Source organism: Pseudomonas sp. NBRC 111138, assembly GCF_001320835.1.
Lineage (GTDB): Bacteria > Pseudomonadota > Gammaproteobacteria > Pseudomonadales > Pseudomonadaceae > Aquipseudomonas > Aquipseudomonas paracarnis.
In genome coordinates this window covers 1-26,189 of record NZ_BCBO01000021.1, presented here as the reverse complement: position 1 = coordinate 26,189, position 26,189 = coordinate 1, and the positions used below count along the sequence as shown (strand labels likewise).

General features: G+C 60.1%; 15 protein-coding genes. 10 read left to right on the top strand and 5 right to left on the bottom strand.

Annotated elements, in window-relative coordinates; translation table 11 throughout:
• Positions 1 to 23: 23 nt before the first annotated feature.
• Positions 24 to 3,500, top strand: a complete 3,477-nt coding sequence (locus APH41_RS29000; RefSeq protein ID WP_054917585.1) for a dermonecrotic toxin domain-containing protein — start codon at positions 24 to 26, stop codon at positions 3,498 to 3,500.
• Here the strand turns inward: APH41_RS29000 and APH41_RS03955 are convergent, their stop codons facing one another.
• Entirely contained in the window at positions 3,501 to 4,814 is a 1,314-nt protein-coding gene (locus tag APH41_RS03955; RefSeq protein ID WP_054917582.1) for an HD domain-containing phosphohydrolase, read from the bottom strand. It abuts the gene before it with no gap.
• A 199-nt stretch (positions 4,815 to 5,013) separates the two neighbouring features.
• On the opposite strand from APH41_RS03955, the gene APH41_RS03950 reads away from it, so the two are divergent.
• From APH41_RS03950 to APH41_RS03935, 4 genes are read left to right on the top strand one after another with little or no spacing between them, the layout of a single operon-like run.
• Positions 5,014 to 6,888, top strand: coding sequence for a bifunctional diguanylate cyclase/phosphodiesterase (locus APH41_RS03950; protein WP_054917581.1), 1,875 nt, complete (start codon positions 5,014 to 5,016; stop codon positions 6,886 to 6,888).
• Positions 6,889 to 6,922: 34 nt separating this feature from the next.
• Positions 6,923 to 7,888 carry a cytochrome-c peroxidase gene (locus APH41_RS03945; protein ID WP_054917580.1) on the top strand — a complete coding sequence of 322 codons (966 nt, stop codon included), beginning with the start codon at positions 6,923 to 6,925 and terminating at the stop codon, positions 7,886 to 7,888.
• Entirely contained in the window at positions 7,885 to 9,702 is a 1,818-nt protein-coding gene (locus APH41_RS03940) for a DAHL domain-containing protein (protein WP_034126442.1), read from the top strand. Before APH41_RS03945 ends, APH41_RS03940 begins: the two co-directional genes overlap by 4 nt.
• A complete protein-coding gene (locus tag APH41_RS03935) occupies positions 9,699 to 11,078 on the top strand; it encodes an ATP-binding protein (protein WP_054917579.1) in 1,380 nt (459 codons plus the stop codon). The genes APH41_RS03940 and APH41_RS03935 overlap by 4 nt, the downstream gene beginning before the upstream one ends.
• Before the next feature lie 20 nt (positions 11,079 to 11,098).
• Here the strand turns inward: APH41_RS03935 and APH41_RS03930 are convergent, their stop codons facing one another.
• Both APH41_RS03930 and APH41_RS03925 read right to left on the bottom strand, forming a co-directional pair.
• Positions 11,099 to 11,371: a type B 50S ribosomal protein L31 gene (locus tag APH41_RS03930; RefSeq protein WP_034126440.1), complete on the bottom strand. Its 273-nt coding sequence runs from the start codon at positions 11,369 to 11,371 to the stop codon at positions 11,099 to 11,101.
• A gap of 160 nt (positions 11,372 to 11,531) precedes the next feature.
• Positions 11,532 to 12,410: a hypothetical protein gene (locus APH41_RS03925; RefSeq protein ID WP_054917578.1), complete on the bottom strand. Its 879-nt coding sequence runs from the start codon at positions 12,408 to 12,410 to the stop codon at positions 11,532 to 11,534.
• Between the two features lie 256 nt (positions 12,411 to 12,666).
• On the opposite strand from APH41_RS03925, the gene APH41_RS03920 reads away from it, so the two are divergent.
• The 4 genes from APH41_RS03920 (at position 12,667) to APH41_RS03905 (ending at position 16,197) form a co-directional block, all read left to right on the top strand.
• Entirely contained in the window at positions 12,667 to 14,286 is a 1,620-nt protein-coding gene (locus APH41_RS03920) for an FMN-binding glutamate synthase family protein (protein ID WP_054897693.1), read from the top strand.
• Positions 14,287 to 14,298: 12 nt separating this feature from the next.
• Positions 14,299 to 14,583 (top strand): putative quinol monooxygenase, encoded by a 285-nt coding sequence (locus APH41_RS03915; protein ID WP_054917577.1) that lies wholly within the window; start codon positions 14,299 to 14,301, stop codon positions 14,581 to 14,583.
• A 61-nt stretch (positions 14,584 to 14,644) separates the two neighbouring features.
• The gene (locus APH41_RS03910; RefSeq protein ID WP_054917576.1) at positions 14,645 to 14,941 is read left to right on the top strand and encodes a cupin domain-containing protein; all 297 of its coding nucleotides are present in this window, start codon (positions 14,645 to 14,647) and stop codon (positions 14,939 to 14,941) included.
• A gap of 125 nt (positions 14,942 to 15,066) precedes the next feature.
• Positions 15,067 to 16,197 (top strand): OpgC family protein, encoded by a 1,131-nt coding sequence (locus APH41_RS03905; protein WP_054917575.1) that lies wholly within the window; start codon positions 15,067 to 15,069, stop codon positions 16,195 to 16,197.
• A 200-nt stretch (positions 16,198 to 16,397) separates the two neighbouring features.
• Here the strand turns inward: APH41_RS03905 and APH41_RS03900 are convergent, their stop codons facing one another.
• Both APH41_RS03900 and APH41_RS03895 read right to left on the bottom strand, forming a co-directional pair.
• A complete protein-coding gene (locus APH41_RS03900) occupies positions 16,398 to 17,816 on the bottom strand; it encodes an amino acid permease (protein WP_054917572.1) in 1,419 nt (472 codons plus the stop codon).
• Positions 17,817 to 18,192: 376 nt separating this feature from the next.
• On the bottom strand, positions 18,193 to 22,773 hold the full coding sequence (locus APH41_RS03895) for a hypothetical protein (protein WP_054917570.1): 4,581 nt from the start codon (positions 22,771 to 22,773) through the stop codon (positions 18,193 to 18,195).
• Between the two features lie 183 nt (positions 22,774 to 22,956).
• Here APH41_RS03895 and APH41_RS03890 point away from each other — a divergent pair, with 183 nt between their 5' ends.
• On the top strand, positions 22,957 to 26,055 hold the full coding sequence (locus tag APH41_RS03890; RefSeq protein WP_054917567.1) for a transglycosylase domain-containing protein: 3,099 nt from the start codon (positions 22,957 to 22,959) through the stop codon (positions 26,053 to 26,055).
• Positions 26,056 to 26,189 lie beyond the last annotated feature (134 nt).

The window sequence follows — 26,189 nt, the reverse complement described above, 5'->3', positions numbered from 1 at the left end:
CAAGTGCTGCGGCACGTGAACAGGTGTTTACCGTCGACAACAGGCCCACGGTGTACCGACTGGCCCTGGAGAATGGCAGTGAATTCGCCGGCGCATTCATTCTGACCCCCACGGGCACGACGCCTCTGACGGGCAAAGTGATGCTCTATAGCCCAAGCGAGGAGTTTGAGGAGTTTGAAAACCTGGCGCGTTTGAATGACACCGTCGCAGCCCGCATACAAGACGGCGCAGCGCCAGGCAAGCTGTTGATCGCAAGCCTGCCGACAGCCGCTCGTGCCGCGCTGAGCGGCTTGCCCGTACTGACGACGACCCCGTCCCAGATAGACGCTGACGTGATTGCTGACAGTGTCCGCGCATTGCGAGTCAGGCAACATTTCTCCGTTCGCGAAGCCTTGCGCAGGGAGACGTTGCCCTCCACAGGCGAGCTCGACCTGGCCGCAGACCTGACGCCACAGTGGGATGTCGCTAATGCTTTTATGGTGCGCAATCTACGCCTGTTGACGGCCGAACCCGCATGGTTGAAAACCTCCGGCGAGCAAGACCAGGCTCGGTACAGGCAACTGGAACAAGAACTGATCGACAGCAATGAGGAACTCACACCTCATCTTGAGAGAATCTTGACACTGGAAGCGTTCTCCCAACAGGAGACCGACAAGGTGCTGAAAAAACAGAAACCTGTGTATGCCAACGTTGATATTGACCCTTATAGAAGCCTGGTTCACCTGCGCGTCACAACGTCCTCCCGGTCGGCCGAGATGACGGGGTATCGTAACGAGGAAGCCACCATTGTCTACATCAGCGAAGACCGCAAGATCAATATCCCGCAGTGCCTGCCAGGCAAAAAACTGATGTGGGGCACCTGGCGTACCCAAACCGTGGTGGATCTGCGCACACTGGGAAGTTATACCCAACGTAATGTCGACCCATGGTCGGTGCATGGCATACATAGAACGATCAGTGCCACCGCCAACATTATTGACACAGCCGGCAACCCTCACGGAAAACTTGGCAACGATGATTTGCGCGCACTCGCAACAGAAGCTGACATTGGCCAAAAATACGATACGTATCTGCGGTCAACCTTCTCGCTGAGCAGCGGGACAAGCAGCTTCGCTACAGTCTGGCAGCGCGCCAACGCGGCAAAAATGAATAAGGACGCGCTTGAGAACCGTCTCAACCCTGACGCAGCCAAACTGTTTACGTTCCAGACGCCAGGCAGTGGGTTTGACTGGATAAAAGCTGTCACTGAACACCCTGATTCAACCACCCGCCCCCGAGTCAGCGAATTCGAGATAGAGGTCAACCTGCTGGTATTGGGCGCCGCGCAAGAGAGGGGCCAAGGCGGGCAGGTCATGCATCGTGTCCTGGTCATTCATCGAAAAGGCACCAAGCCTGACGGGGTCAGTGTGCTGTATACCCCGGATGCACCAGATGGCGTTGCCTTCCGGGAGCTGACCAAGGGGCTGGTGGAGCTGGACACGCTGAAAGCAAAACCGGAATGGCAGGCCTATTTCACTTCCCAGATGGCCACTAAGGATACGAAAGAGATCACACGGATCTTCAACGATACGCGCAGTGTGTACCGCTATACCTTGACGCCGATAACCGGCAATTTCCACGCATACCTGTATTCGGCGCAACTGGGTTTTCAACTCGCGCACGCCGACTACCGTTCACGGAGCAATGCGCAAATTTTCCGCGAATCGGCAGTAAACGCCTTTATGTTCGGGGTGGAAACCGCCGATTTTCTGCTCGGGTTGATACCCGGCAAAACCGCCCTGTCGTTTTTGCGCCGAGCTATCAACCGCGGATTAGGCGTGGCCAAGCAGCTGGGGCGGCGCATTCCGGGGCTGGCCAGTAAAGTCGGTACGGACAGGAGCACCGCCATTGTACTGACGGGTGCCTCCCTCCGCCCGTTGGAACCCGCCTGGGTCAATGTGATGCCGTATCGGTTGCCTGAGCAAATAGAGCCGTTCTTTGACGTAGTGGAGTTTGCCAACACCCACCGATACAGACTGTCGCGCCAGTCGGGCCGCGCACCGTGTTTTTTTGATAAACACAATAACCAGTTCATCGCGATGCGCGACCCAACAGGCCGCTATCACCTGTATCAGTCCTATGTAGAAAACGGCGCACGCTATGTAAAAGACCCGGCAGGTCACCACGTGGACTTTATGGTCGTACCGGGAGACGCAAAGAGCTGGAAGCCCCGTTTCGAACGAAACGCTGTGGGCGGAGGTTCCGTTCTGGGTGCCCTGCGTCCTCTCACCCCTGAACAGCAAGTGGATGCGGACCTGATCGCGGCGATGCGGCTTTTTGCAACAGAAGGGGAAATGCGGGATTTCGTGCGCGTCATAGAACAAACCGACGCTTCCCTGAAGCTCGATTTGATCACTCGCGCCCGACAACAGCTTGGCACCCTGGATGAAGCTGAATTTCGCCGCTGGATGTCGAACTCGAAAAGCTTGAGCCGAGCCAATCAAGAGAGGTTACGTAGTTCCCTGTTAAACCTGCGGCTCGAACTGGCCACGGTTGAACATATACACCTGTCGACACAACATTTTGCGCAACCCCTGTCTGCGCGGGACAAGGAAGAACTGTTTAAAAAAGTCAAAAGGCTCATTGGCAAAAACGAGAACCTCGACAAACAAATCAGAACATCGATTGCCGTTGCCGACCCCGATACTGGCGCACAATTTGTCGGGTACGCCATCACCCACAAACACCAGCATGCGATGGATAAATTCGCAGCAAAATATGAACTTTATACTTGGCGGGATGCTGCACTGAAAGTGTTTGCATACAAGCCCGAACACCTCGTACGTATTAATCAACTCGCCTCGGATCTGGGAATTACACGCCAGGAGGCGATACGTCAATTCTTACTGCTGCCTGAGACAAAAAGCACCCTGGATGCTTTCATGACGGAGACCTTCAAGGCCAAACTCGCCAAGCTTCAAGTCACCTCCTTTTCAGAGGATTTCAAAAAATCCGGTATTCCCTATATCGCCCTATCCCGAGGCCAGCATGGGGCAGATACTGGCGTAGCGATGGTAGACAGTAGAGACGTCACAGCATTCGAAAAAGCCCTGCCCAAGTTTGCAACGCCTCTGGAGTTTGAAGTCCCCCGCGTTCAAACCCATAGAGTTGAAAGGCCAGCGCCGGCGCTGCCTGTCGGGCCGGAAGTCGTGCCCACTCGCGATCCGCACATCAACATCGTGAAGCTGGATGAACTGGCGCAAACCCAGAAAAAACTCTTGCCCGCCCCTGCCACCGCCAAACTTGAGGAGATCACCCAGGATATCCAAGCCGGTCGCCTCAGCCGCAAGCGAATAGGCAACTTCACCTATGTCGATCTCCCTCAGGTGCAGCCCGGCACGGGCCGTGGTCTTTGGCGCGTGGCAATTGAACAAAACGGCAAAGAAGGTGGCAAAGATGTCTACATCATCAGGGGTATCTTTGATTACCACGCCAGCAAGCACGTAGCCTGGGGCGTATAACTACAGGAGGGGCGGCACCTCGTCCGGCGCCCTGATAAACACACTGTACTTGGCGCCCTCCATCGCCTCGAACGCGATCAGCTTGTCCACCAGTGGCAAGTTCAGCACCTTGCCGGCATTGAGCAATAACATGCCGTTGTCGGCATTGAGGTTGCGCGCCAGCACCATGCCGGCTTCCAGCTCACGGGTGGAGAGGACTTTTACCGTCGGATCACCCAGGGTCACATCGCTGAGGAAGGTGGCGCAGGCTTGCACGAAATCTTCCACCAACGCCGGGTCATACAGGCGCCCGGCGTACTTGCGGATATACAGCAGCGCCTCGTCGCTGTTGAGGTGCCGCTCCAGGATCAGGCCTTTCTGCAATTCGATAAAGTCCACCGCCAGCTTCAGCAGCCGTGAACCGGGCGGGATGGTATCGCCCTTGAGGTGGTCGGGAAACCCCGTGCCGTCCCAACGCTCCTGGTGATGGCGAATGATCCGCGCCGCATCCTTCATCGGCTCCAGGGTCATCAGCAGCGACTCGCTCTGCCCCGGATATTCACGGTACAAGCCGCGGTCGGTGCTGTGCAGCTTGTCCGACGGTGCAACCATCATGCTGTCGGTCCAGCTCAACTTGCCGATGTTGTACAACGCGGCGGCCATGGTCAGGTCACGAGTGCTGGATTCGTCCATGGACTGGGCGGCGCAATACACCCGGATCAACTCGATCAACGCACGGTTGGTCTGTTTGTCCTTGGGCAAGCGCAGGTTGGCCAGCAGCGAAAACACTTCGGTCCCGGTCACGTAGCTGCGCTTGAGCTCATCGTAGGCCAGGTCGAGCATGTCGGCGGTTTGTTGCAACTCGGCGGTACGCGCCGCCACGCGTTTTTCCAGGGTGGCGTTGAGTAGCTTGAGCTGTTCGGTCTGGTCTCGGGCCAGGCGTTCAAGGCGTTGGTGCTCGAGGGTTTGCTGCAACACCAGTTGCAACTCTTCGTCGTTCCAGGGTTTGCTGATGTAGCGGTGGATCTGCCCGTCGTTGATCGCCTTGATGATGGTGGTGAGGTCGGCGTAGCCGGTGAGCAGGATGCGGCTGGTGGCGGGATACAGGCGGTGGACCTCGGCCAGCAGCGTGGCGCCGTCCATGCCGGGCATGCGCGCATCGCTCATCACCAGATCGATAGGCCGGGTCGCCATGATCTCCAGCGCCTGGGCGCCGCTGGTGGCCAATACCACCTCATAGGGCTGGCCGCGCAACAGGCGGCGCAGGCTGTTAAGGATCGACTCTTCATCGTCGACCAGCAAAACAGCGGACTTCGTAGCGAGTTGTTCATCCATGGCGACTCTGCCTTCAAATTAAACGAAGTTAGGCTAAATTGAATCCGCGCAATACAAAGCGCGATTGATTTGACGCCAACTGGCCGTCGATATCAAGGGAACTCAACTATGCTGCACTGCATGCTCGCGCCCCGTTCAGTTGTAGAACCAGGGAAGGAATTGTCATGCCATCAAGCCTTTTGCACGTGCCGAGTGCGCCATGAGGACGGAATCGGGCCGGGCCAACCGGCGCATCCTGATCGTGGATGACACGGCTTCGATCCACCAGGATTTTCGCAAGATCCTCTGTGCCGACGAGCATGGCGAGCCCTCCCTCGATACTCTGGAGTCCGCCCTGTTCGGCACCACCGCACCGGTGCGCCAGGCGTTTGACCTGGACTCGGCCTACCAGGGCCAGGAAGCCTTGGCGCTGGTCAAGAAAGCCCTGGACGCCCATTCGCCGTACGCCATGGTGTTTATCGACATGCGCATGCCCCCAGGCTGGGACGGCCTGCACACCATCGAACAGTTGTGGGAGGCGGACCCCAACCTGCAAATCGCGCTCTGCACGGCCTATTCCGACTACTCCTTCGAGGCCATCGAGGCGCGCCTGAAATACAACGACCAACTGCTGATCCTGAAAAAGCCCTTCGACCACCTGGAAATCCGCCAGATGGCCAGCGCCCTGACCTGGAAATGGCAACTGGCCCAAGACGCGGCCCTCAAGGTGATCAGCCTGGAGCGCACCATCGAGGAACGCGTGCAGGAGCTGCTCAAGGTCTCGCATTTATTGCAATACGACGCCCTGACGGAGTTGCCCAACAGCACGTTGCTGGGCGACCGCCTGACCCAGGCGATCGCCTTGGCCCGCAGGCACGACACGCAACTGGCGGTGATGTTTCTGGGGCTCGACCGCTTCAAGCGCATCAACAACGCCCTGGGCTATCCGGCCGGCGACGAGGTGCTTGCGCAGGTCAGCCTGAGCCTGGTGGCGGCGGTGCGGGCGTCGGATTCGGTGTTTCGTTATGGCTCCGACGAGTTTGTGGTGCTGCTTAACGATATCCTGCATCCCCAGCAAACCCAGCACATTGCGCAAAAGGTACTCAATGCTGTCAGCGCGACTCGCCATGTCGCGGGGCATGACCTGAGTGTGAGCGCCAGCCTGGGCATCAGTATTTACCCCGATGACAGCGACAATGCCGTGGGTTTGCTCAAGCACGCTGAAACCGCGATGCGCACCAGCAAAGAACGCGGCCCGGGGGATTTCAGCTTTTACACCGAAGACATGAACCTGCGCGCCCAGCACCAGCAAAACCTGGAAAGCGCGATCCGCCAGGCGCTGGACCGCGATGAGTTTGTGCTGCATTACCAACCCAAGCTGGCGCTGGAGACCGGGCGCATCGTCGGTGCGGAAGCGCTGACCCGCTGGTTTCGACCGCAGTCGGGTTGGGTCAGCCCGGCGGAGTTCATTCCGGTCGCCGAAGACAGCGGCCTGATCGTGCGCCTGACTCAGTGGGTCCTGCGCCAAGCCTGCACACAAGCCCAAGCCTGGCGTGAGATGGGCCTGGCGCCCCTGCGCATGTCGGTGAACATCTCGGCGATCGACTTTCGCCAACGGGACTTCGTCGACAACCTGGCCGCCATCCTGAAAGAAACAGGCCTGCCGCCCACCCAACTGGAACTGGAAATCACCGAAAGCGTGCTGATGCAGAACGTCGACGAAACCGTGGAGACCCTGCAAAAGATCAAGGCCATGGGCATCCGCCTGGCCCTGGACGATTTCGGCACCGGCTACTCCAGCCTCAGCTACCTGCGGCGCTTTCCCATCGACGTGCTGAAGATCGATCAATCCTTCGTGCGCGGCCTGCGCATCAATAGCCAGGACGAACAACTGATCAGCGCTATCATCGGCATGGGCAAGAGCCTGGAGCTGAACATCATTGCCGAAGGTGTGGAAACCGTCGACCAATTGAACTTCCTCAAAGCCCAGCGGTGTGAGGAGGGCCAGGGCTTTCTGTTCAGCAAGGCGCTGCCTTCGAAAGATTTTGTGCAGTTGCTGCAAACGGATAGCGCGACACTGATGCCGGATCAATAAAATAAATAGCCCTGGGCCTGCAAGGAGTGCTCGCTTGAGCAATGTCGTAAACCACCGTTCCGGCCTGATGTTCGCGTTATGCCTGGGCACCGCATCGCTGTCAGCCGCGCCGCTGGACGAAGCGCTCAAGCCCTTGCCGGCGGTTCCAGTACTGGACCCGGCCAAGGTTGAGTTGGGTCGCCAACTGTTCAACGAGCCGCGTTTGTCGGTCAACAACACCTTGTCCTGCGCGAGCTGTCACCAACTGACCAGCGGCGGTGCCGACAACAAGCCATTCTCCATTGGCTTTGACGGCAAACCGGTGCAGATCAACACCCCTTCCGTGTTCAACGCCAGCCTGAACTTCAAACAGTTCTGGAACGGTCGGGTGGACACGCTGCAGGCCCAGGTCGAGCAGGTGGTGATCAGCCCGGTGGAAATGGGCAGCGACTGGAATAGCGTGGTGCGCAACCTGTCCGCCCTGCCCGCCTACCAGAACGCGTTCAAACAGGCCTATCCCGATGGCGTCACCGCTTCCAATGTGCAAAACGCCCTGGCCACCTACGAGCGTACGCTGCTGACACCCAATTCGCGGTTTGACCAATACTTGCTGGGCAACACCGATATCCTGACCCGCCAGGAAAAATACGGCTACCAACGCTTCAAGGATTACGGCTGCATTGCCTGTCACCAGGGCGTGAACATTGGCGGCAATATGTTCCAGAAATTCGGCGTGATGGGCGATTACTTCAAGGCCCGCGGCAACCCGCTGGAATCGGACCTGGGACGCTACCTGCTGACCCAGGATGAGGAAGACCGCCATGTGTTCAAGGTGCCCAGCCTGCGCAATGTGGCCGTCACGGCGCCGTACTTCCACGACGCCTCGGCCAAGACCCTTGAAGAGGCGGTTGACGTGATGTTCAAGTACCAGTTGGGGCGCAACCCGTCCCAGGAAGACAAGGACCTGATTATCCAATTTCTCAAGACCCTGACCGGCGAATGGGCGGGCAAGCCGTTATGAGACCCTTGTCACGCCGACGCACCAGCCAAATCCTGCTAGGCCTCATCACCCTGTTCCTGGCCTCCACCCTGGTGTTTTTGTACCTCAAGTCTTCACGCGACCAGACAGCCACTTATACCCAGTCGCGCGACTTGATCCGCCAACTCCAGCAGCTCAATGCTCAGTGGGACAGCGAAGTACTCAAGGCCCGCATCGCGATCACCCACAACTACGACCCACTGGTCACACCGCTGACCGAGATGACCCGTATCGGGGCTGAACTGGAAAGCCGCGACACCTACCACAGCGCTGCCGACCTGCCCGGTTGGCAAGCCAGCCATGCGGCGTATCTGACGGCCATCGAGGAAAAAGCCCGGCTCGTCGACCAGTTCAAATCCCACAACGCAGTGCTGCGTAACTCATTGGCTTTTTTGCCGACGGCCGAAGACGACATCCAGGCCCAATTCAACAGCATGACCGACGAAGGCCGCCTGCAACTGCAAAGCGTGGCCACCGACACTTACGACCTGCTGCTCAGCAGCCTGGAGTTCGCCCAAGTCACCAGCGACGAACGTGCCGCCGATATCCTGGTGGGCCTGGGCAAGCTGGCCATCAACCAACAGAGCCTGCCCAGCGAGTTCCAGGCACCGGTGGAGATCCTCAGCAATCATATTTCGCTGATCCTGCGCGAACAGCCATTGGTCAACAGCCTGCTCGAGCGGATTGCCGCCGTGCCGGTGGCCGAACACCTCGATGACCTGACCACTCACCTCAATCAGGACCAGCAGGCTACGGACCTCATCGATCATCAGTACCATCGCTACCTGCTGATCTTCTCGACCTTGCTGGTGGTGCTGCTGCTTTACCTGGCGGTGCGCCTGTTGCGCAGTTTCGCCGAGATCAACCGCGTCAACCGCGCGTTGCAGGCCGCCAACGAAACCCTGGAACAACGGGTGGAGCGGCGCACGCAACAGCTCAAGGATGCCCAGAGCGAGCTGATGAACAGCGCCCGCCAGGCCGGCATGGCGGAGATCGCCACCAACGTGCTGCACAACGTCGGTAACGTGCTCAACAGTGTGAACATCTCTGCCGACCTGGTCAGCCGCAAGCTGCGCAGCAGCAAGGCACTCGGCCTGGGCAAGGCCATGCAACTGATCAACGCTCACCAAGGCGACCTGGGCACCTTCCTTACCGAGGATGAAAAGGGCAAGTTGCTGCCGGGCTATCTGAACCAGTTGGTCGAAGCGATTGCCATCGAACAGCAAGGCATGAGCGATGAGCTGGCGCAGTTGAGCAAAAGCGTGGACCACATCAAGGACATCGTCTCAACCCAGCAATCCTATGCGGGTGCGTCTACCTTGCTGGAGCCGGTCAATATCAGCGCCTTGATGGACGACGCCCTGCGCATGAACGCCGGCGCGCTGAGCCGTCACCATGTCACTGTTGTGAAGGCGTACGCCCCGGTGCCGGAGATCTTGGCGGACAAGCACAGGTTATTGCTGATCATGGTCAACCTGATCAGCAACGCCAAATACGCCATGGACAAACTGTCTGAGCGGCCACGGCAAATCACCCTGGCGGTGGAATCGGTAGGCGACGAGACCCTGAAGATCAGTGTGAAGGACGATGGCGAAGGCATACCGCCCGAGAACATGGCACGCATCTTCACCCACGGTTTTACCACCCGCAAGGAGGGCCACGGTTTCGGCCTGCACAGCTGCGCCCTGGCCGCCGTGGAAATGAACGGCCAGCTCAGCGCCCACAGCGACGGGCCGGGCCTTGGCGCCGTCTTCACCTTGACCATCCCCATGACACTTGCCGGAAGCAGCTCATGAACCAACCTCCCAACCGGCGCATCCTGCTGATCGATGACACACCGTCCATCCATGAGGATTTTCGCAAGATCCTGATGCCCGACGAAGCCTCAACCGAAGCGCTGGATGAAATGGAGTCGGCGTTGTTCGGCGACACCGCCAAACCTCAAGCCCAGGCATTCGAACTGCACGGCGCGTATGGCGGCGAGGAAGGCCTGGGCTTGCTGACCAGCGCCATGGCGCAGCAGCGCCCCTACGCCTTGGCCTTCGTTGACATGCGCATGCCCCAGGGCTGGGACGGCGCCAAGACCATTGAAGAACTATGGAAAGTCGCCCCCGACTTGCAAGTGGTGGTGTGCACCGCCTACTCGGACTATTCCTGGGATGACCTGTTGTTTCGCCTGCACGCCCACGACCGCCTGCTGATCCTGAAAAAGCCGTTCGACAACATTGAAGTCCAGCAAATGGCCAACACCCTGGCCAACAAATGGGACATGGCGCGCCGCGCTTCCCTGCAAACCTCGCAGCTGGAGCGGTTGGTGGAAGAGCGCACCCAAGCGCTGCAACTGGAAATTGAAGAGCGCAAGCACCTGGAAAGCCAACTGGTGCAGTCGGAAAAACTCGCCTCGCTGGGGCAACTCGCGGCCGGCGTCGCCCATGAGATCAACAACCCCGTGGGCTTTATTTCCTCCAACCTCAGCACCCTCGACAGTTACTTCAAGCAGCTGCAACAGATGCTCGATGCCTACCAGCGCAGCGAAGCGCACATCGGGGCGCCAGAACATCGCGAACCGCTCATGGCATTGCGCAACGAGCTGGACCTGGATTTTCTCAAGGACGACATTCCGATCCTGATCCGCGAATCCAAGGAAGGCATCGGCCGTGTGGTGCAGATCGTCAAGGACCTGAAGAACTTCTCACGGGTGGATAACGACCAGACCTGGCAATTCGCCAACCTGCAGCAAGGCATTGATTCGACGCTGAACATCGTCGCCAGCGAACTCAAGTACAAGGCCGATGTGGTCAAGCACTACACGCCGCTGCCGGAAATCGAGTGCCTGGCCTCGCAACTCAACCAGGTGGTGATGAACCTGGTGGTCAACGCCGCACAAGCCATGGGCCCTGAGCGCGGCACCATCACCATCAGCAACGGGGTGGACGGCGAGAACGTGTGGCTGGAAGTCGCAGACAACGGCTGTGGGATTGCCCCCGACACCGTGCAGAAGATCTTCGACCCGTTCTTCACCACCAAGCCTGTGGGCGAAGGTACCGGGTTGGGTTTGTCGTTGTCCTACGGGATCGTCAAGAAACACCGTGGCGATATCAGCGTCAGCAGTGAGGTGGGCAAGGGTACGAAGTTTCGGGTAGTACTGCCGATTCGGCAGACGGCGGCGTAGGGCACGCCGCCGAATCATGCTCATGCGTCAGCTTTTTTCGGGCTCGACCCAAACGATGCAAAACGCTTGTTGAACCCGGCAATCCGGCCTTCGGCCTGGGTCTTGCGCTGCTGGCCGGTGTAGACCGGGTGCGAGGCGCTGGAGACGTCCAGGGGGATGTAGGGATAGGTGTTGCCGTCGCTGTGTTTCTGGGTGCGATCACTGTCGGCGGTGGAACCGATGAGGAAGAACACATCGGCGGCGGTGTCGTGGAACAGCACGGTGCGGTAGTCGGGGTGGATACCAGCTTTCATGAGGCCTCCGGGGCGTCTGGGTGCGGTTGATTTGTTATACAGTAACACAACACCGAACATCCAAACGAGAACCTCTTGCAATAAAGGTAGAGCGCGAGGAGCTATGGGGCCTTCTGGAAATCCGTTTCCTGGGGCGTCCAACCATTAAAACCAAACTGGCTTAACTGCTGATCTTATCCAGTGCTGACTGGGCCTCATTCGGCTTGGCTTCGTTGTTCTTCACGGCATTGATATACCCTTTAACGACGCCGACAAGATCTCCTCTCGTAGCGCTGGCGAGCGCTTCATCGAAGCCATCAGCCCGAGTTTTGTCAAAACCCGCCTTGGCCCCTTTGATAGCTCCGATCACTCCCGGTTCCGAATCGCCAATACCTAGAAGAATGTTGCTGAGTCCAGGGATAAACCGGGTTCTCTTTCCAGCCTCGCCGGCAGCCCATTGCACGTTATCTTTGTTGGTGCCGTCCGTCCTGACATGGGTGTCGCTGGTACTATCCAGACGGTGATGCTCACGCAAGGCTAAATAACCCTGCTCCGTAAAGTCTTTCCACACGCCTGCAGGTGTACCGTGCCGAGCGTCGCCGCTATGGGTAATGCCTTCAAGGTCGCCATTGCCGTGGGCCTTGCCTCGGTGTTCTCCGTCAGCCGATAAGGACGTATCGATATAGTTGAGCACCCGCGCAGCGTTGAAGGCTGCATCAGCCCGTGCGTCCGGGTCTTTGTTGTTGCTCGTCCAATCCCCCAGAAGTTTGTAAGCCAATGAGCGATTGATATCTTTTTGATGACCCAGTTTTTTGAGGATCGGATTATCGTTGATGATTTGTTCGGCGGTGCGGTTATCACCCGGTGGGCGGCCTGTGGCGATCTCCGGCTTTCGGCTCACATCCTGCTCAGGTTTTTCGATGCCTTCAATGCGTTTGTGTTCTTGGGCGACTTGCTCCCGTAGCGGGCCGGTTAACTGGCTTTTATTCCAATCGTGGCTGGAGGGGGCAGAATTCCAGACATTGGAAAAAACATTCGCTACCGCTATCGATGTCGTCATAGGTAAGTCACTCGTTTTGGTCGTTATAAACTCCCTCTTGATAAAGTGTCCTTACTTCACAGCGCCCGGTCACAACCAGACACTCAATGAATGGTGACGGGGCAGCAATACGTTCCTGATCAAGCTGATAGTTTTTTTGTCGGTACAAATACGCAGAGGCTCAAATAGCTGACTGGACGATCAATCCTTGTCCGTGCTTTGTCGACAGGTGCAGAATGGTTAATCGACCTGAAGAGTCCGAACCCAAGGAAACCGTATGAGCCTGTCCTTGTTAAGCCGCTACGCCTTCTTTGCTGTGTGCGTCATTTTCACCCTCGCCAGCCTCCCCTTTATCGAACATGAATGGCTGTGGCCGATCACGCTGGTCACCGGTGTACTCAGCCTGATCGGCATTGTCGACCTGCTGCAAAGCCCCCATGCGGTGCGTCGCAACTATCCGATCCTGGGCAATATCCGTTACCTGGTGGAAACCATCCGCCCGGAAATCCGCCAGTACCTGCTGGAGTCTGACAGCGACGCCCTGCCCTTCTCCCGCGCCCAGCGCTCGCTGGTGTATTCGCGCGCCAAGAACGAAACGGCGGACAAACCCTTCGGCACCCTGATCGACGTGTACCAGTCAGGCTTTGAATTTATCGGCCACTCCATGCGCCCTGCGCCACTGAGCGACCCCAGCAGTTTTCGCGTGATGGTCGGCGGCCCGCAGTGCACACAGCCGTACTCGGCGTCGGTGTTCAATATCTCGGCCATGAGCTTCGGCTCATTGAGCGCCAACGCGATCCGGGCACTCAACCACGGCGCCAAGCTCGGCAACTTTGCCCACGATACCGGCGAAGGCAGCATCAGCCCCTATCACCGAGAAAACGGCGGCGACCTTACCTGGGAACTGGGCAGCGGTTACTTCGGCTGCCGCACCAGCGACGGCCGTTTCGACCCCGAACGCTTCGCCGTGCAGGCCCAGAACCCGCAAGTGCGCATGATCGAAATCAAGATGAGCCAAGGAGCCAAGCCCGGCCATGGCGGGATTTTGCCCAAGCACAAGGTCACCCAGGAAATCGCCGACACCCGCGGCATCATGATGGGTGAAGACTGCATTTCGCCGTCGCGTCACAGCGCGTTTTCCACGCCGATCGAGCTGATGCAGTTCATCGCTCAGTTGCGCGAACTGTCCGGCGGCAAACCCGTGGGCTTCAAGTTCTGCCTGGGCCATCCGTGGGAATTCATGGGCATCGCCAAGGCCATGCTCGAAACCGGCATCCTTCCGGACTTTATCGTGGTGGACGGCAAGGAAGGCGGTACCGGTGCCGCGCCGGTGGAATTCACCGACCATATCGGCGTGCCGCTGCGCGAAGGCCTGCTGTTCGTGCACAACACCCTGGTGGGCCTGAACCTGCGCGACAAGATCAAGCTCGGCGCCAGCGGCAAGATTGTCAGCGCGTTCGACATCGCCAGCGTCCTGGCCATCGGCGCCGACTGGGCCAACTCGGCGCGCGGCTTCATGTTCGCCATCGGCTGCATTCAGTCTCAGTCATGCCACACCAACAAATGCCCGACTGGCGTCGCCACCCAAGACCCGCTGCGCCAACGCGCGCTGGTGGTGCCGGACAAGGCCCAGCGCGTGTTCAACTTCCACCGCAACACCCTGCATGCCCTGGCAGAAATGCTCGCCGCCGCCGGGCTCGATCACCCGTCGCAGTTGTCGGCCAAGCACTTGGTACGACGCATGTCGGCGACCGAGATCAAACTGTTTTCGCAGTTGCATGTATTCCTGAAGCCTGGGGAATTGCTCACAGGGGAAGTGAACGGCGAGTTTTATTCGCGGATGTGGCAGATGGCGCGGGCGGACAGTTTTGAGCCGCATGAAATTGCTGCAGCCTAAAGGACACCTAGCATGTTGAAAGTCATCGCCGAAGACTTTATCAAGCCCGAACACCTGGAAACCGTGCGCCCCTGGTACGCTGAACTGGTGGAAAAAACCCGCCAGGAACCGCTGTGCATCGCCTACGATTTGTTCATCGATCAAAAAGACCCTGGGCACTTCATTTTTATCGAGCAATGGCCAGATCAAGCGGCGCTGGATGCGCACTGCCAGACCGAGCACTTCACCCGGTTGGTGCCCCAGATCAATGAGCATCAAGCCAAGCCGTGCCGGGTCTTGTTGATGGACACTTTCTGACAAGACCCACCGCCTGCTGAACCGGACCACCGACGGCATCGTTGAAAACAAGGAGATTCACATGCCGTTACTGGACTTCGCCGCAATCGCCGCGCAACTGCCCGACAGTTGGACATCCGTACGCCTGGGCCAGGTTGGCCCGGCGCGGATCAAAGTACTGCGCATGGATGAACAGACGTACGAGGAAGAAACCCACGACTACAACGAAGGGTTGTTGGTGATCAGTGGGTGCTTGCACCTGCGCATCGGTGATCAAGCCGTCAGGGTGGACGCCGGCCAGATGTACCTGGTGGAAGCCGGCACCGCCCACGGTGTGCTCGCCGGCAGCCAGGGCACCCTGGTGATCATTGATCTCTAGAGACATTCAGTAATACCCAGCCTTTGCAATTGCCTACAAATACCGCCAACCTGCGCCCGCCCGACGTGCGGCGACGCCCGCGCTCACATTTCGTCATTCAACTACTTGTTCAAGAGCCCGCTGCCATGCTGAACGGACGCGACCCGCGCATCGACTTTTTTCGGGGCCTGGCGTTGATCTTCATTTTCTGGGATCACGTGCCTCACAACCCCCTCGCCAACATCACCGTGCAGAACTTCGGGTTCAGTGACGCCGCGGAAATCTTCGTGTTCCTGGCCGGCTACGCAGCCGTGCTGGCCTACGGCAAGATTCTGCAGCGCGAGGGCTATCTCTTCGCCTGCCTGAAAATCCTGCGTCGGGTGTGGACACTCTACGTGGCGCATATTTTCCTGTTGGCGCTGTTGATGGGCATCGTGATTTTCGCCAACAGCCATATCGAGACTCGCGACCTGGTGCAGGAAATGGGCCTGGGTTATTTTCTCAGCAATACCCAGCAGGCCTTGATGGATGAGTTGCTGCTGCGCTTCAAGCCCAACCTCACCGACCCGTTGCCGTTGTACATCGTGCTGATCCTGAGCCTGCTGCTCACCCTGCCACTGCTGGTGTATGTGCCCAACGTGATGGTGGCGATTTCGGTGGCGGTGTACCTGCTGGCGCCCTGGCAGGGCTGGAATTTGCCCGCGAGCAACGGCGGAGTGTGGTACTTCAACCCCATCACCTGGCAATGCTTGTTCATCCTCGGCGGCGCAGCCGCGTTGCGCTCACCCAGCCGCGCCGAAGCGCGGCCGGTGCTGCGCCAACCCTTGTTCGTGGCCGCTGCGCTCTACGTGTTGGTGACCTGTGTGATCACCTTGTCTTGGCGCTGGCCCGAGGTGCATGACGCCTGGATGCCACGCGTAATTGGCGAATGGCTGTACCCCATCAGCAAGACCGATCTGTCCCCGGTGCGCCTGCTGCACTTCCTGGCATTGGCCTACGTCACCGCCAAATTGCTCCCCGACGTCGGCTGGACGCAGCAGTGGCTGGCCCTGCAATTGGCGAGGATGGGGCGTTACTCCCTGGAAGTGTTTTGCCTGGGCGTGGTGCTGGCGCCACTGGCCGACATGCTCAATGCCATGGCCGGCGACAGCCTGGCGATCAAGTTATCCACGGCCTTGGCGGGCGCTGTGTTGATGGGCTTATTGGCGGCATGGCTGGACCTGAACAAGCGCCTGGACCAACGCTACGCCAGCCGCGCCGTCGTCACGACTACATAGTTAGCGACGCCGCCGGACACCAGGATGGCAACTGAACCACCGCTTTCGCAGGCAAGCCAGCTCCCACATTCGTCGTGTATTGCCCACAGGATCAACGCCCGGCACAGATCCCCCTGAGGGAGCGGGCTTGCTCGCGAAGGCTGCGGGCCAGTCAATTAATCTGCAACTGAACCACCGCTATCGCAGGCAAGCCCGCACATTTAAACGGAGCGGGTCGCGCTGCTATTGGCGACGGCGGGCTGCAACTTGAATACGTAGTACAACACGGTCAACAGCACCAGGAACGCAGGCCCGACATACAGCGCCACACGGGTCTCCGGGAAGTACGCCATCAGGCCCACCACCAGCACCAGGAACGCCAGCGCCATGTAGGAGCTGACCGGGTACAGCCACATGCGGTACTTGAGGGCCGCTTGCTCGGCTGGGCTCAGGCCTTTGCGGAATTTGAGCTGGGCCAGCAGGATCATCAGCCAGGTCCAGATCGCGCCGAAGGTGGCGATGGACGTCACCCATACGAACACCTGGTCCGGCACCAGGTAGTTGAGCAGTACGCCCAATAACAAGGCAAAGATCGACAACAGCAAGGCCTTGCGTGGCACGCCGTTACTGGAGGTGGTGCCGAACGTCGCCGGCGCCTGGCCGTTCTGCGCCAGGCTGTAGAGCATACGCCCGGTGCTGAAGATGCCTCCGTTGCAGGACGACAGCGCGGCGGTGATCACCACGAAGTTGATGATACCCGCGGCAGTCTTGATGCCCAGACGCTCGAAGGTCATCACGAACGGGCTGCCCTGGGTGCCGATTTCATTCCACGGGTAGATCGACAGGATCACGAACAGCGCGCCCACGTAGAACAGCAGGATGCGCCAGAACACCGAGCCGATGGCGCTGGGAATGGTCTTCTGCGGGTTACGCGCTTCACCGGCGGTAAGGCCGATCATCTCGACGCCCAGGTAGGCGAACATCACCATTTGCAGGGACATCAACACGCCCTGCACACCATTGGGCATGAAGCCACCATGGGTCCACAGGTTGGAAATGCCCAACGCCACGCCGTCATTGCCGAAACCGAAGGCGATGATACCGACGCCACCGATCACCATTGCAATGATGGTGACGATCTTGATCAGCGCGAACCAGAACTCGAACTCACCGAACGCCTTGACCGCGATCAGGTTGATGGTGCCCATGCTGATCAGCGCCGCCAGTGCCCAGATCCAGCGTGGCGTGTCGGGGAACCAGACCCCCATGTACACCGCCACCGCGGTAATTTCTGCGACGCAGGTCACCAGCCACAGGAACCAGTAGTTCCAACCGGTGAGAAAGCCTGCCAATGGACCGAGGTAATCCTGCGCATAGCGGCTGAACGAACCGGCCACCGGGTTGTGCACGGCCATCTCTCCGAGGGCGCGCATGATCACCAGGATCGCCAGGCCGCCAATGATGTAGGAGAGCATGATCGCCGGGCCGGCCATTTCGATGGCCTTGGCCGACCCCAGGAACAGCCCCACACCGATACACGCGCCGAGCGCCATCAGGCGGATATGCCGTTCGCCGAGTTCGCGTTTGAGCGGGCCGCCTTGAGCGGTCTCGCCAGGGGGCAGTGGTTTGCCGACAGGCATAGGAATACAACCTCATTTTGTTATTGGATTTAGCCACCGAGCCTGGGCGTATCCGCGGATGGGCTGATACACCGGCTGGACCGGACTCGCCTCATGGGCAAATCCGCCTGGTGCGACTCACGCGCACAGGTCAGCGGGCGTGCAGTATAAAAAGCTAACGTCAGGTCTTTTCACTCAATAAACAGGGAAATTTGGCGATAAGCCCCGAGAAAAACCGCTTGGACGGTGCAAGCACCAAGCGTCTAGATCGGCCTTCCCGGCGCAAAACGGCGCAGAGTATTGCATAACCGGTCAGGATCGGGACACCTGGGGGCAAGCACATGATGGCGCGGTTCTGCACCCCGAGGCCGTTCAAATGTGGGAGCCGGCGTGCCGTTCAGTCCACACTGAAAAACAAACGTCTGGCCAGCAGCCGGGAAATGCTCGCACGGTCGATGTCCAGGGTTTGCTGCACGCGCCCGGTCTGGCCGCTGCGCATTCGGGCGAACGCCTGGGCTTCAGCTTCGGCCTGGGCCTGGCGCCCCAAGCGCTGCTGCTCGGGGCTTTTGATGTGGGCGGCGGTGTAGTGATCGTCCGGGCCCAGGCGGGTTCCATAGTGAAAGTGCGCGTAACACAGCGGCTGCGCCGTTTGCGCATCCTGCACAACATAGACTTGCAGAAAATCCACGGTTTTACCCTTGAGGCGTACGCGGGCACCTTGTCGCTGGATGCGCACCTCATTGAGCGCGTGCAGGAAATCGACATCTTCGGCCCGCGTCAGCTTGAGTTTGCTGGCCCGGACACGCGCCTCGACACCCGCCGCCTCCAGGCGCGTCGCCGCGGCCCGCAAGTCGCTGGCCCGCACCCTGGCGTTGGCCTGCTGGGTGGCGGCCAGCCGTGAAACGTCCAGGCTGCGTAATTTTCTGTCGATATCCGCCGCCACCATGCGCCGACTGTTGGCTTGCGCCGCCAACAGGGCTTGCAGGGATTCGGGCTCACACCTGTCCGACATGCCTTGCACCTTCGCAATCGCGTTGTCGACGCCTGCCAACAGCCGCAGGCCCTTGTTCACCAGCGCTCCCAGTTGCGGGTTGGCCGTACGGGGTTTGGCCGGCGGTTCCACCGCTTCCCATACGCCGTCGTCGGCCTCGGTGAAGGTGGCGATCACACTGCCCTTGTCGTCCACCAGCTCTGCGGTGCCGGTCGGGCCTTTGACCCGGGCCACATACACATCGCGGTTGCGCGTGCGGATGATCTTTTTTTGCCGCGAGCCTGCTGCCTCTGCCTTGACCGACACCACGCCGGGGGCGGTGTCCAGCAGGTCAGCCAGTTGCTCCTCAACCTGACGGTGCAGGCCAGACAGCAACGTCTGGAGTTTTTGCAGATTGGCCAAGTCAAAGGTGTCCGGCGCCATGGCGCGCCAGAACTGAATGTGGTCGTCGGTGAGCGCATAGATGCGCCCCAGGCTTTTGAGCACTTCTACACGTTCTTCCCGCGCGATGGAAAGATGCTCCAGGTCCGCCAGGGAGCGGCTGGCCCAGCGGGCACGATTGATCACCTGGTTCAAGCTGTCAAAAAACTCCGCCTCCAGCGGTGGGCCTTCGATATCAATGGTGATGCCCCACAGTGTGGTCACTTGCAACGCTTGCAAATCCAGGACCGAAGGCCGTGCAGCCAAGTCATTTTGCAGCTCGCGGGCCTTGTTGCGCCCAAGCCGCGGCACTGCCCTGAGTTGGTCAATATAGGTTTTTTCCAGCGTGCGCCAGCGAATCGCCGCCTCCTCGGCTGCCACTTGCTCACGCATGTTGCGGTCCAGGTCAGCATGGGCCTGGCGATTAAGATCGGAGCCGGCTTCGTCCTCACTCTCATCTTGCAGGACATCGAGCAGAGGGCGGATGCGCGCATTGATCTGCAACATCTGCTCACGCGTGTCGGCATCCAGTAATTGCAGGCCCAGAATCAGTGATTCCAGCACTTCACAAAGTTCTTCTTCATAGCGAGGCCGTGGCTTGATCGCACGCAAACGCATCAGCAATTGCAGCTCTTGTTGCGAGGACGTCACCTTATTCTGCATTTCCTTGCGGTAGCGTTCCTCAAGTTGCGCCAACTGTGCCTCGGTAACCTTGCCCTTTGATTCGCGCGCCAGCTTACGCGCCACGATCATGGCTGCACCGGCCCTGTCACGTGCGCGCCCAGCATCACGATATTGCTGTTCAAGGCTCGGCTCGGACACTTCAAGTGCCTGCAGTTCGGCTTCGAGCGCGGAATCGGCATTGCCCCCTGGCAAGTGCAATCGCGCATCAAAATCCCAATACCCGTCACCCAAGGATTTCAACCAGGGACCTTTCTCGCGGCCATCGGCGCTGACGACCCGCACCGCATTGGCCTCGTCCACCACCCGATACACGTGCCCGCGTACCAAGGCATGCCATTGCGGTGGTGAAAAGGAAGTGTCATAGACCAAACCCTGGCGCGGGCCGCTTTGCTCGGCGTTGCTCCATTCTCCGGAGAAAACCCTGAGGCTCAGGCGGCGTGCCCGAGCATTCTGCGCGGTGGTCAGGTCTTTACGCGCATTACTCCAACGGATCGGGGTGTGGAACATTGCAGGCACGGGGACACGAACGGGCACCGACGCGGCGGGCTCGGCGTGTGCCAACGGCGCAAAGACGGGGTGCTCCAGTTGCAGCGCCTGATGGGGGGCGTGGGGCGTGGCCTGGTGCGCAAGAATTGCCATCAGGTTGCTCAGTACATCCGTAACGGCTTTGTTCCTGGCCTGTTCATCGTCGCTGGCCAGGGCCTGAATATCCTGCTGCAGGCTGTCGACCAATTGCACCAGCCATCCGCCCAATTGCAACGGCCCGCTGGTCAACGGCAGGACACTGGCAAACAACAGCCAACCTACCTCTTTCATATGGGCCCAGCGTTGTTCGGCGTTCGATACCGATTGCCGGTCAGCCAGGGCAACCAGAGCCTTTGCCGTGCCGTTGAACACCAGGGTGCAGGGGCCTTGCGTGCCCAACTGCTTGTGCAGTTGCGCCGCCGGCGGTTTGTCATACACGCCGAACTCATCGCCAGGCAAAAAGCGACGGATATGCGGTTCATTGAAACCGCCGTTGGCGTAGACCGCCTGGCGTGCCGGAGCGATCCAGGTCAACACGCTGTCCTGTAATGGGCCTGGCGCCTTGATGGCCTCGAACAACGCGTGGATCGACGCGTACTCCTGCAACATCGGTTCGAGCAATGGCCGGTACAGCAGATGCACGCCCGCCTGCCCGGCCCTTGGGCCAATGATGAAGTGCGCGGTCACCTCATCGGCGTCAGCAGCCGCCGAAGCCTTGAACGCCAGCGGCCACAGCGCCATTGCCTGGTCCTGTACCGTACGATCGGCCAGGCGCGATTGCAGCGCAGCCTGCACGCGCCTGAAGCCATCCAGCGTCAGGCCGTGCTCGTCCTTGATCTTCAGTTCCAACGCCAGCATCGGCAACTGCACGCGTAATTGGCGCTTGAACAACTGCAAGCGCCGAGCGTTTTCGGTTGGATCATCCAACAGCTTTCTTTTCAACAAAGCCGGGTAAGCCTGGCCGACGTCAGCCGTTTGCACACACCCGCTCAGCAGGTCGTAAGTCAACCAACCGGGCGCCGGGGCGTCGTTCAACGTGATGCTGGTGACGGTGTGAGGGAACCCGGCCAGGTTTTCCAGCGCCAGTTCGGTCAGGCTTACGGTGATCAGGTCGACTTCACCCGCTATGAAACCTCCCGGCACCGGCACTGCGGCGGCAATCACCCGTTTAAAGGTCAGCTGAACATCGGCAGGCAGCACTTTGCGCGCCGCTGGTTGAGCGTGCAGGCAAGTTTTGAGCGCGTCATCGGCAAACTGACGGATCGAGTCGATACCGTCGAGATACTGTTTTCCGCCATTTTGCTCGCGGGCCACCACCAGCGCCTGGAGCAGGCGCGCATAGGCGATGCTGTCTTGCTCGTCGGCGTGGGCCAGCCACAGCGGCACGGCGCTGCGCAGCGCTTGCTGACGTGCGCCCAGGCTGGCGACGAACCAGCGTCGCGGATCGGTGATGTAGTCGAGCAACGCCTGATGCTGCCCCGGTGCAAGTGCCAGGCTGCGGTCAATCCGGTCGATATCGCGCAGTTGACGTGCCAGGTAGCTCGCCGCCAGGGCGTCGAACGGATCGCTGTCAACGTCCTCGGCAAACCATTGCTCTACGCGCGCGCCCTCAGCAAAAGCCGGCAACCATGCAGCGATTTCGTCCTCGTCGCGCAGCGGGTGCAGGCCACTGGCCGGGCTGAACAGCATGCGCTGTTGCCCGTGAATAAGGACCAGCACCGGCAGCATCTCGACGGGCGGCCCCGCCAGGTAAACCGCCTGCACCCGCAATGCATCGCCGTGGGCGCTCCACTCGTTATCCGGGCGAATCGGATGCAGCAGGGTTTTGGGGAACAGTGTGGCGAATTGCTCCTCGCTGTATCCCGGCGGCTTGGGTGAGTCATATAGCAGTGTCAGCAGGTCATCCGACAGGTAGCCCCAGCGCGTCATGTTCACCGGCAGCTCTTCAGACCACCAGGCTTGCAGGCGTTTCACATAGGTCCTCCACAGCAGTGCGCCGCAACGGTTGATCAGCCGTTCCAGTTCAACCAGGCTCGGGCCACCTTCCACAAACACCTCGCGCACCCGTTGGGCGACCACGTGATAGTCCGCCACCAGCAACACCGGGCCGGCGAGGGCCAGGCGTTGCAGCAGCCACTCGGACAAGGCCTGGTAAACGAGGCTACCGTCAGTGTCGGCGGGCGCAGCGATATAAATCAGACCGGCCTGCCATTTGTGTTCAGCAAAATGCTGGTCAAGGTAGGCCTGGGCGCTTTCTTGCGCTACCGCCAGCAATGACGGCGGCTCGCGAAACAACGTTTCGATTTGCTCGCTCGTGATGAGGTGCTGTGAGTCGGCTGGAGGGGTGGAAGCGGTCATGTTGATACTCTGAGGGCAGTTAAAATCAAACGCTAACCGCCGCCGAGCGACCCGCTGGCCTAGACAATTAACGCCTGCCATGACGCGCTGTGTGCTGCCCCGTCGACAAACTTCATGGGCAAGGCAATTCGCGTCTACGCTTCAGACAAGTCCGATCAATCTGTAGGAATGGATCAGTCGACTATGGGCGCACTGTGGCAAACCGACTCGCACAAGGCTGAAGCCGACAGCCCGTCACCCGCCCCATTGCCGAAAAAATTCAGACCGCCCCGGCCATGGCGCCGGCTGTTCTGGCTGATCCTGCTGCTGGTGCTGCTCGCCCTGGGTTTTGCCGTGTTGCGCGAGATGCACAGCGCTCGCTGGCAGGCTCGCACCCTCAGCCAATGGGCCGCGCAGTTGACCTACCGCGTCGAACCCGGAGCCAGCGATGCGATCCTGTACCCCGGCGCCGGGCCCTTCGATCAGCGCCTGGGCTACAGCGCCCTGGGCGACTTCCTGCCGCGCCTGCTCAAGCGTAATTACGTGATCGAGTCCCAGGCACGCTTCTCCGCGGCGCTGATGAACTACAGCCGTCACGGCCTGTTTATTCCTTACGCAGAAAAAATCCAGGCCGGGCTGAGCATCACCGATTGCCGCGCCGCGCCGCTGTATCAATTCAATTACCCGACGCAGTTGTATGCGCAGTTCAGCGACGTGCCACCGTTGATGGTGCGCAGCCTGCTGTTTATCGAAAACCGCGAGTTGCTTGACCCGCAGCCAGCCCAGGCCAACCCGGCGGTGGACTGGCCGCGCTTTGCCAAGGCCGCGTGGTCACAGGTTGCGCGCCAGCTGCACCTGCCGGGGCAAACGGCGGGCGGCAGCACCCTGGCCACGCAGTTGGAAAAGTACCGCCATTCGCCGGACGGCCTGACCCTGTCGGGCAGCGAAAAACTGCGCCAGATGCTCTCGGCCAGTGTGCGCGCCTATCAGCACGGCCCCGACACCCTCCTCGCTCGGCAGAACGTGGTGCGCGACTACCTCAACAGCGTGCCGCTTTCGGCAGTGCCCGGCCACGGCGAAGTGCACGGCATGGCCGAAGGCCTGCGGGTGTGGTATGGCGCCGACTTCAACCAGGTCAACCGGGCCCTGGCCGACACCACGAACACCGCGCCCAGCCTGGCGGCCCGCGGCCTGGCGTTGCGCCAAGTGCTGTCGCTGATGATCGCCCAGCGCCGCCCGTCCCATTACCTGACCAAGGGCCGCGATGAGCTGGCGCAGTTGACCGACAGTCACCTGCGACTGCTGGCGCAACAGGGCGTGATCGAGCCGGGATTACTGAAGGCAGCGCTGGCCAGCCAGGTCACCTACCGCGACTGGCAGCAACAACCGACCACCCAGAAGATCGAGGCCAACAAAGGCATTAGCGTGGCCCGCAGCCGCCTGGCCGCGCTGCTTGATCGCCCGCTGTACGACCTCGACCGCCTGGACCTGTCCGCCACCAGCACCTTGCAAGGCCGACTGCAGGAGCAGATCACCGCGTACCTCAAGCAACTGGCCGACCCGGTCTATGCCAAAGAGATCGGGCTGCTGGGCGAGCGCTTGCTCACCCCCGCCAGCACGCCGCAGGTGCGCTACAGCTTTACCTTGTTCGAGCGCACCGCCGACAGCGCGCGCGTGCGGGTGCAGACCGACAACACCGACCAGCCGTTCGACATCAACGAGGGCAGCAAGCTTGAATTGGGTTCTACCGCCAAGTTGCGCGTGCTGACCACCTACCTGCAAATCATCGCCGAGCTACATGAGCGCTACGGCGCATTGACGCCAGCAGCGTTGAAAAAAGTCGAGGTCGCCGAGCAGGACCGCCTCAGCCGTTGGGCCGTGGACTACCTGCTGCAAAATCCCGGTAAATCCTTGGCAGACATGCTCGAAGCGGCCTTGGACCGCACCTATTCGGCCAGCCCCGGCGAAAGCTTTTTCACCGGTGGCGGCCTGCACCGCTTCCATAACTTTCGCAACCAGGACAACGGCCGCAACCCGAGCCTGCGCGATGCCCTGCGCGAGTCGATCAACCTGCCGTTCATCCGCCTGATGCGCGACCTGGTGCGCTACGTCACCTACAGCAGCGCCAACAACAGCGCGCAGTTGCTCAAGGACGACAGCGAGCCACGCCGCCAGGAATACCTGGCGCAATTCGCCGACCGCGAAGGCACCGCTTTTTTGCTCAAGTTCTGGAAGAAGTACCAGAAAAAAGACACCCAGGCGCGCCTGGAAACCTTCCTCGACAGTCTGCATCCCACGCCGATCCGCCTGGCGGCCGTGCACCGATACCTGCTGCCCGACGCCAGCCGCGAGAGTTTCAACAGCTTCCTGCGTGCGCGCCTGGCGGGAACCAAAGGCCAGCAGACGCTGAACGACAAACGCCTCGACACGCTGTACGACAGCTACGGCCCAGGCGCCTATGACTTGCCTGACCAGGGCTATATCGCCAAGGTGCACCCGCTGGACCTGTGGCTGATGGGCTACCTGCTCAACCATCCGGACGCGACGTTCAGCGAGATCGTCAAAGCCAGTCAGTTCGAACGCCAGGAGGTTTACAGCTGGTTATTCAAAAGCCGCCATCAGAGCGCCCGCGACGGGCGTATCCGCACCATGCTGGAGATCGAAGCGTTTCTGGATATTCATCAGCGCTGGAAAGCCGTGGGTTATCCGTTTGACCATCTGGTGCCATCGTTGGCGACCGCCATCGGCAGCTCCGGCGACCGCCCGGCAGCGCTGGCCGAGTTGATGGGCATCATCCTCAATGACGGCGTACGCATTCCGGTGCTGCGCATTGACAGCCTGCACTTTGCTGCCGGCACGCCCTATGACACCCGCCTGATCAATGCCCCCGACCGCGCCCGCCGAGTGATGCCTTCCGAGGTGGCGACGGCCCTGCGCGGCGCGCTCTCCCAGGTGGTCGATGCCGGCACCGCCAAACGCGTCGCCGGCAGTTTCAAACACGCCGACGGCACACCGTTGGCCATGGGCGGCAAGACCGGCACTGGCGATAATCGTATCGAAGCCATCGGTGCCGGCGGGCGCATTCTCAGCTCCAAAGCGATCAACCGCACCGCCACCTTTGTGTTTTATATCGGCGAGCGCCACTTCGGCACGCTCACCGCCTTCGTGCCCGGCAGTTCGGCGCAGGGTTTCACCTTCACCTCGGCGCTGCCGGTGCAGGTGCTCAAAGGCATGGCGCCCCTATTGATGCCATACCTGCAAGGCGACGAGCAGAACGCCTGCGTGAGCAGCATCGGTAAATGAACGTGCAGCGCAAACTGCGATGCAGTGGTTATGTATGCCTGGCCTTTCATGGGCATGGGTATCTACACAACTTTTGTAGCCACTGCCAACCGTAACCACGATGCGAAGCGAGCCGCTTTTGCTCTTGCTCTTGC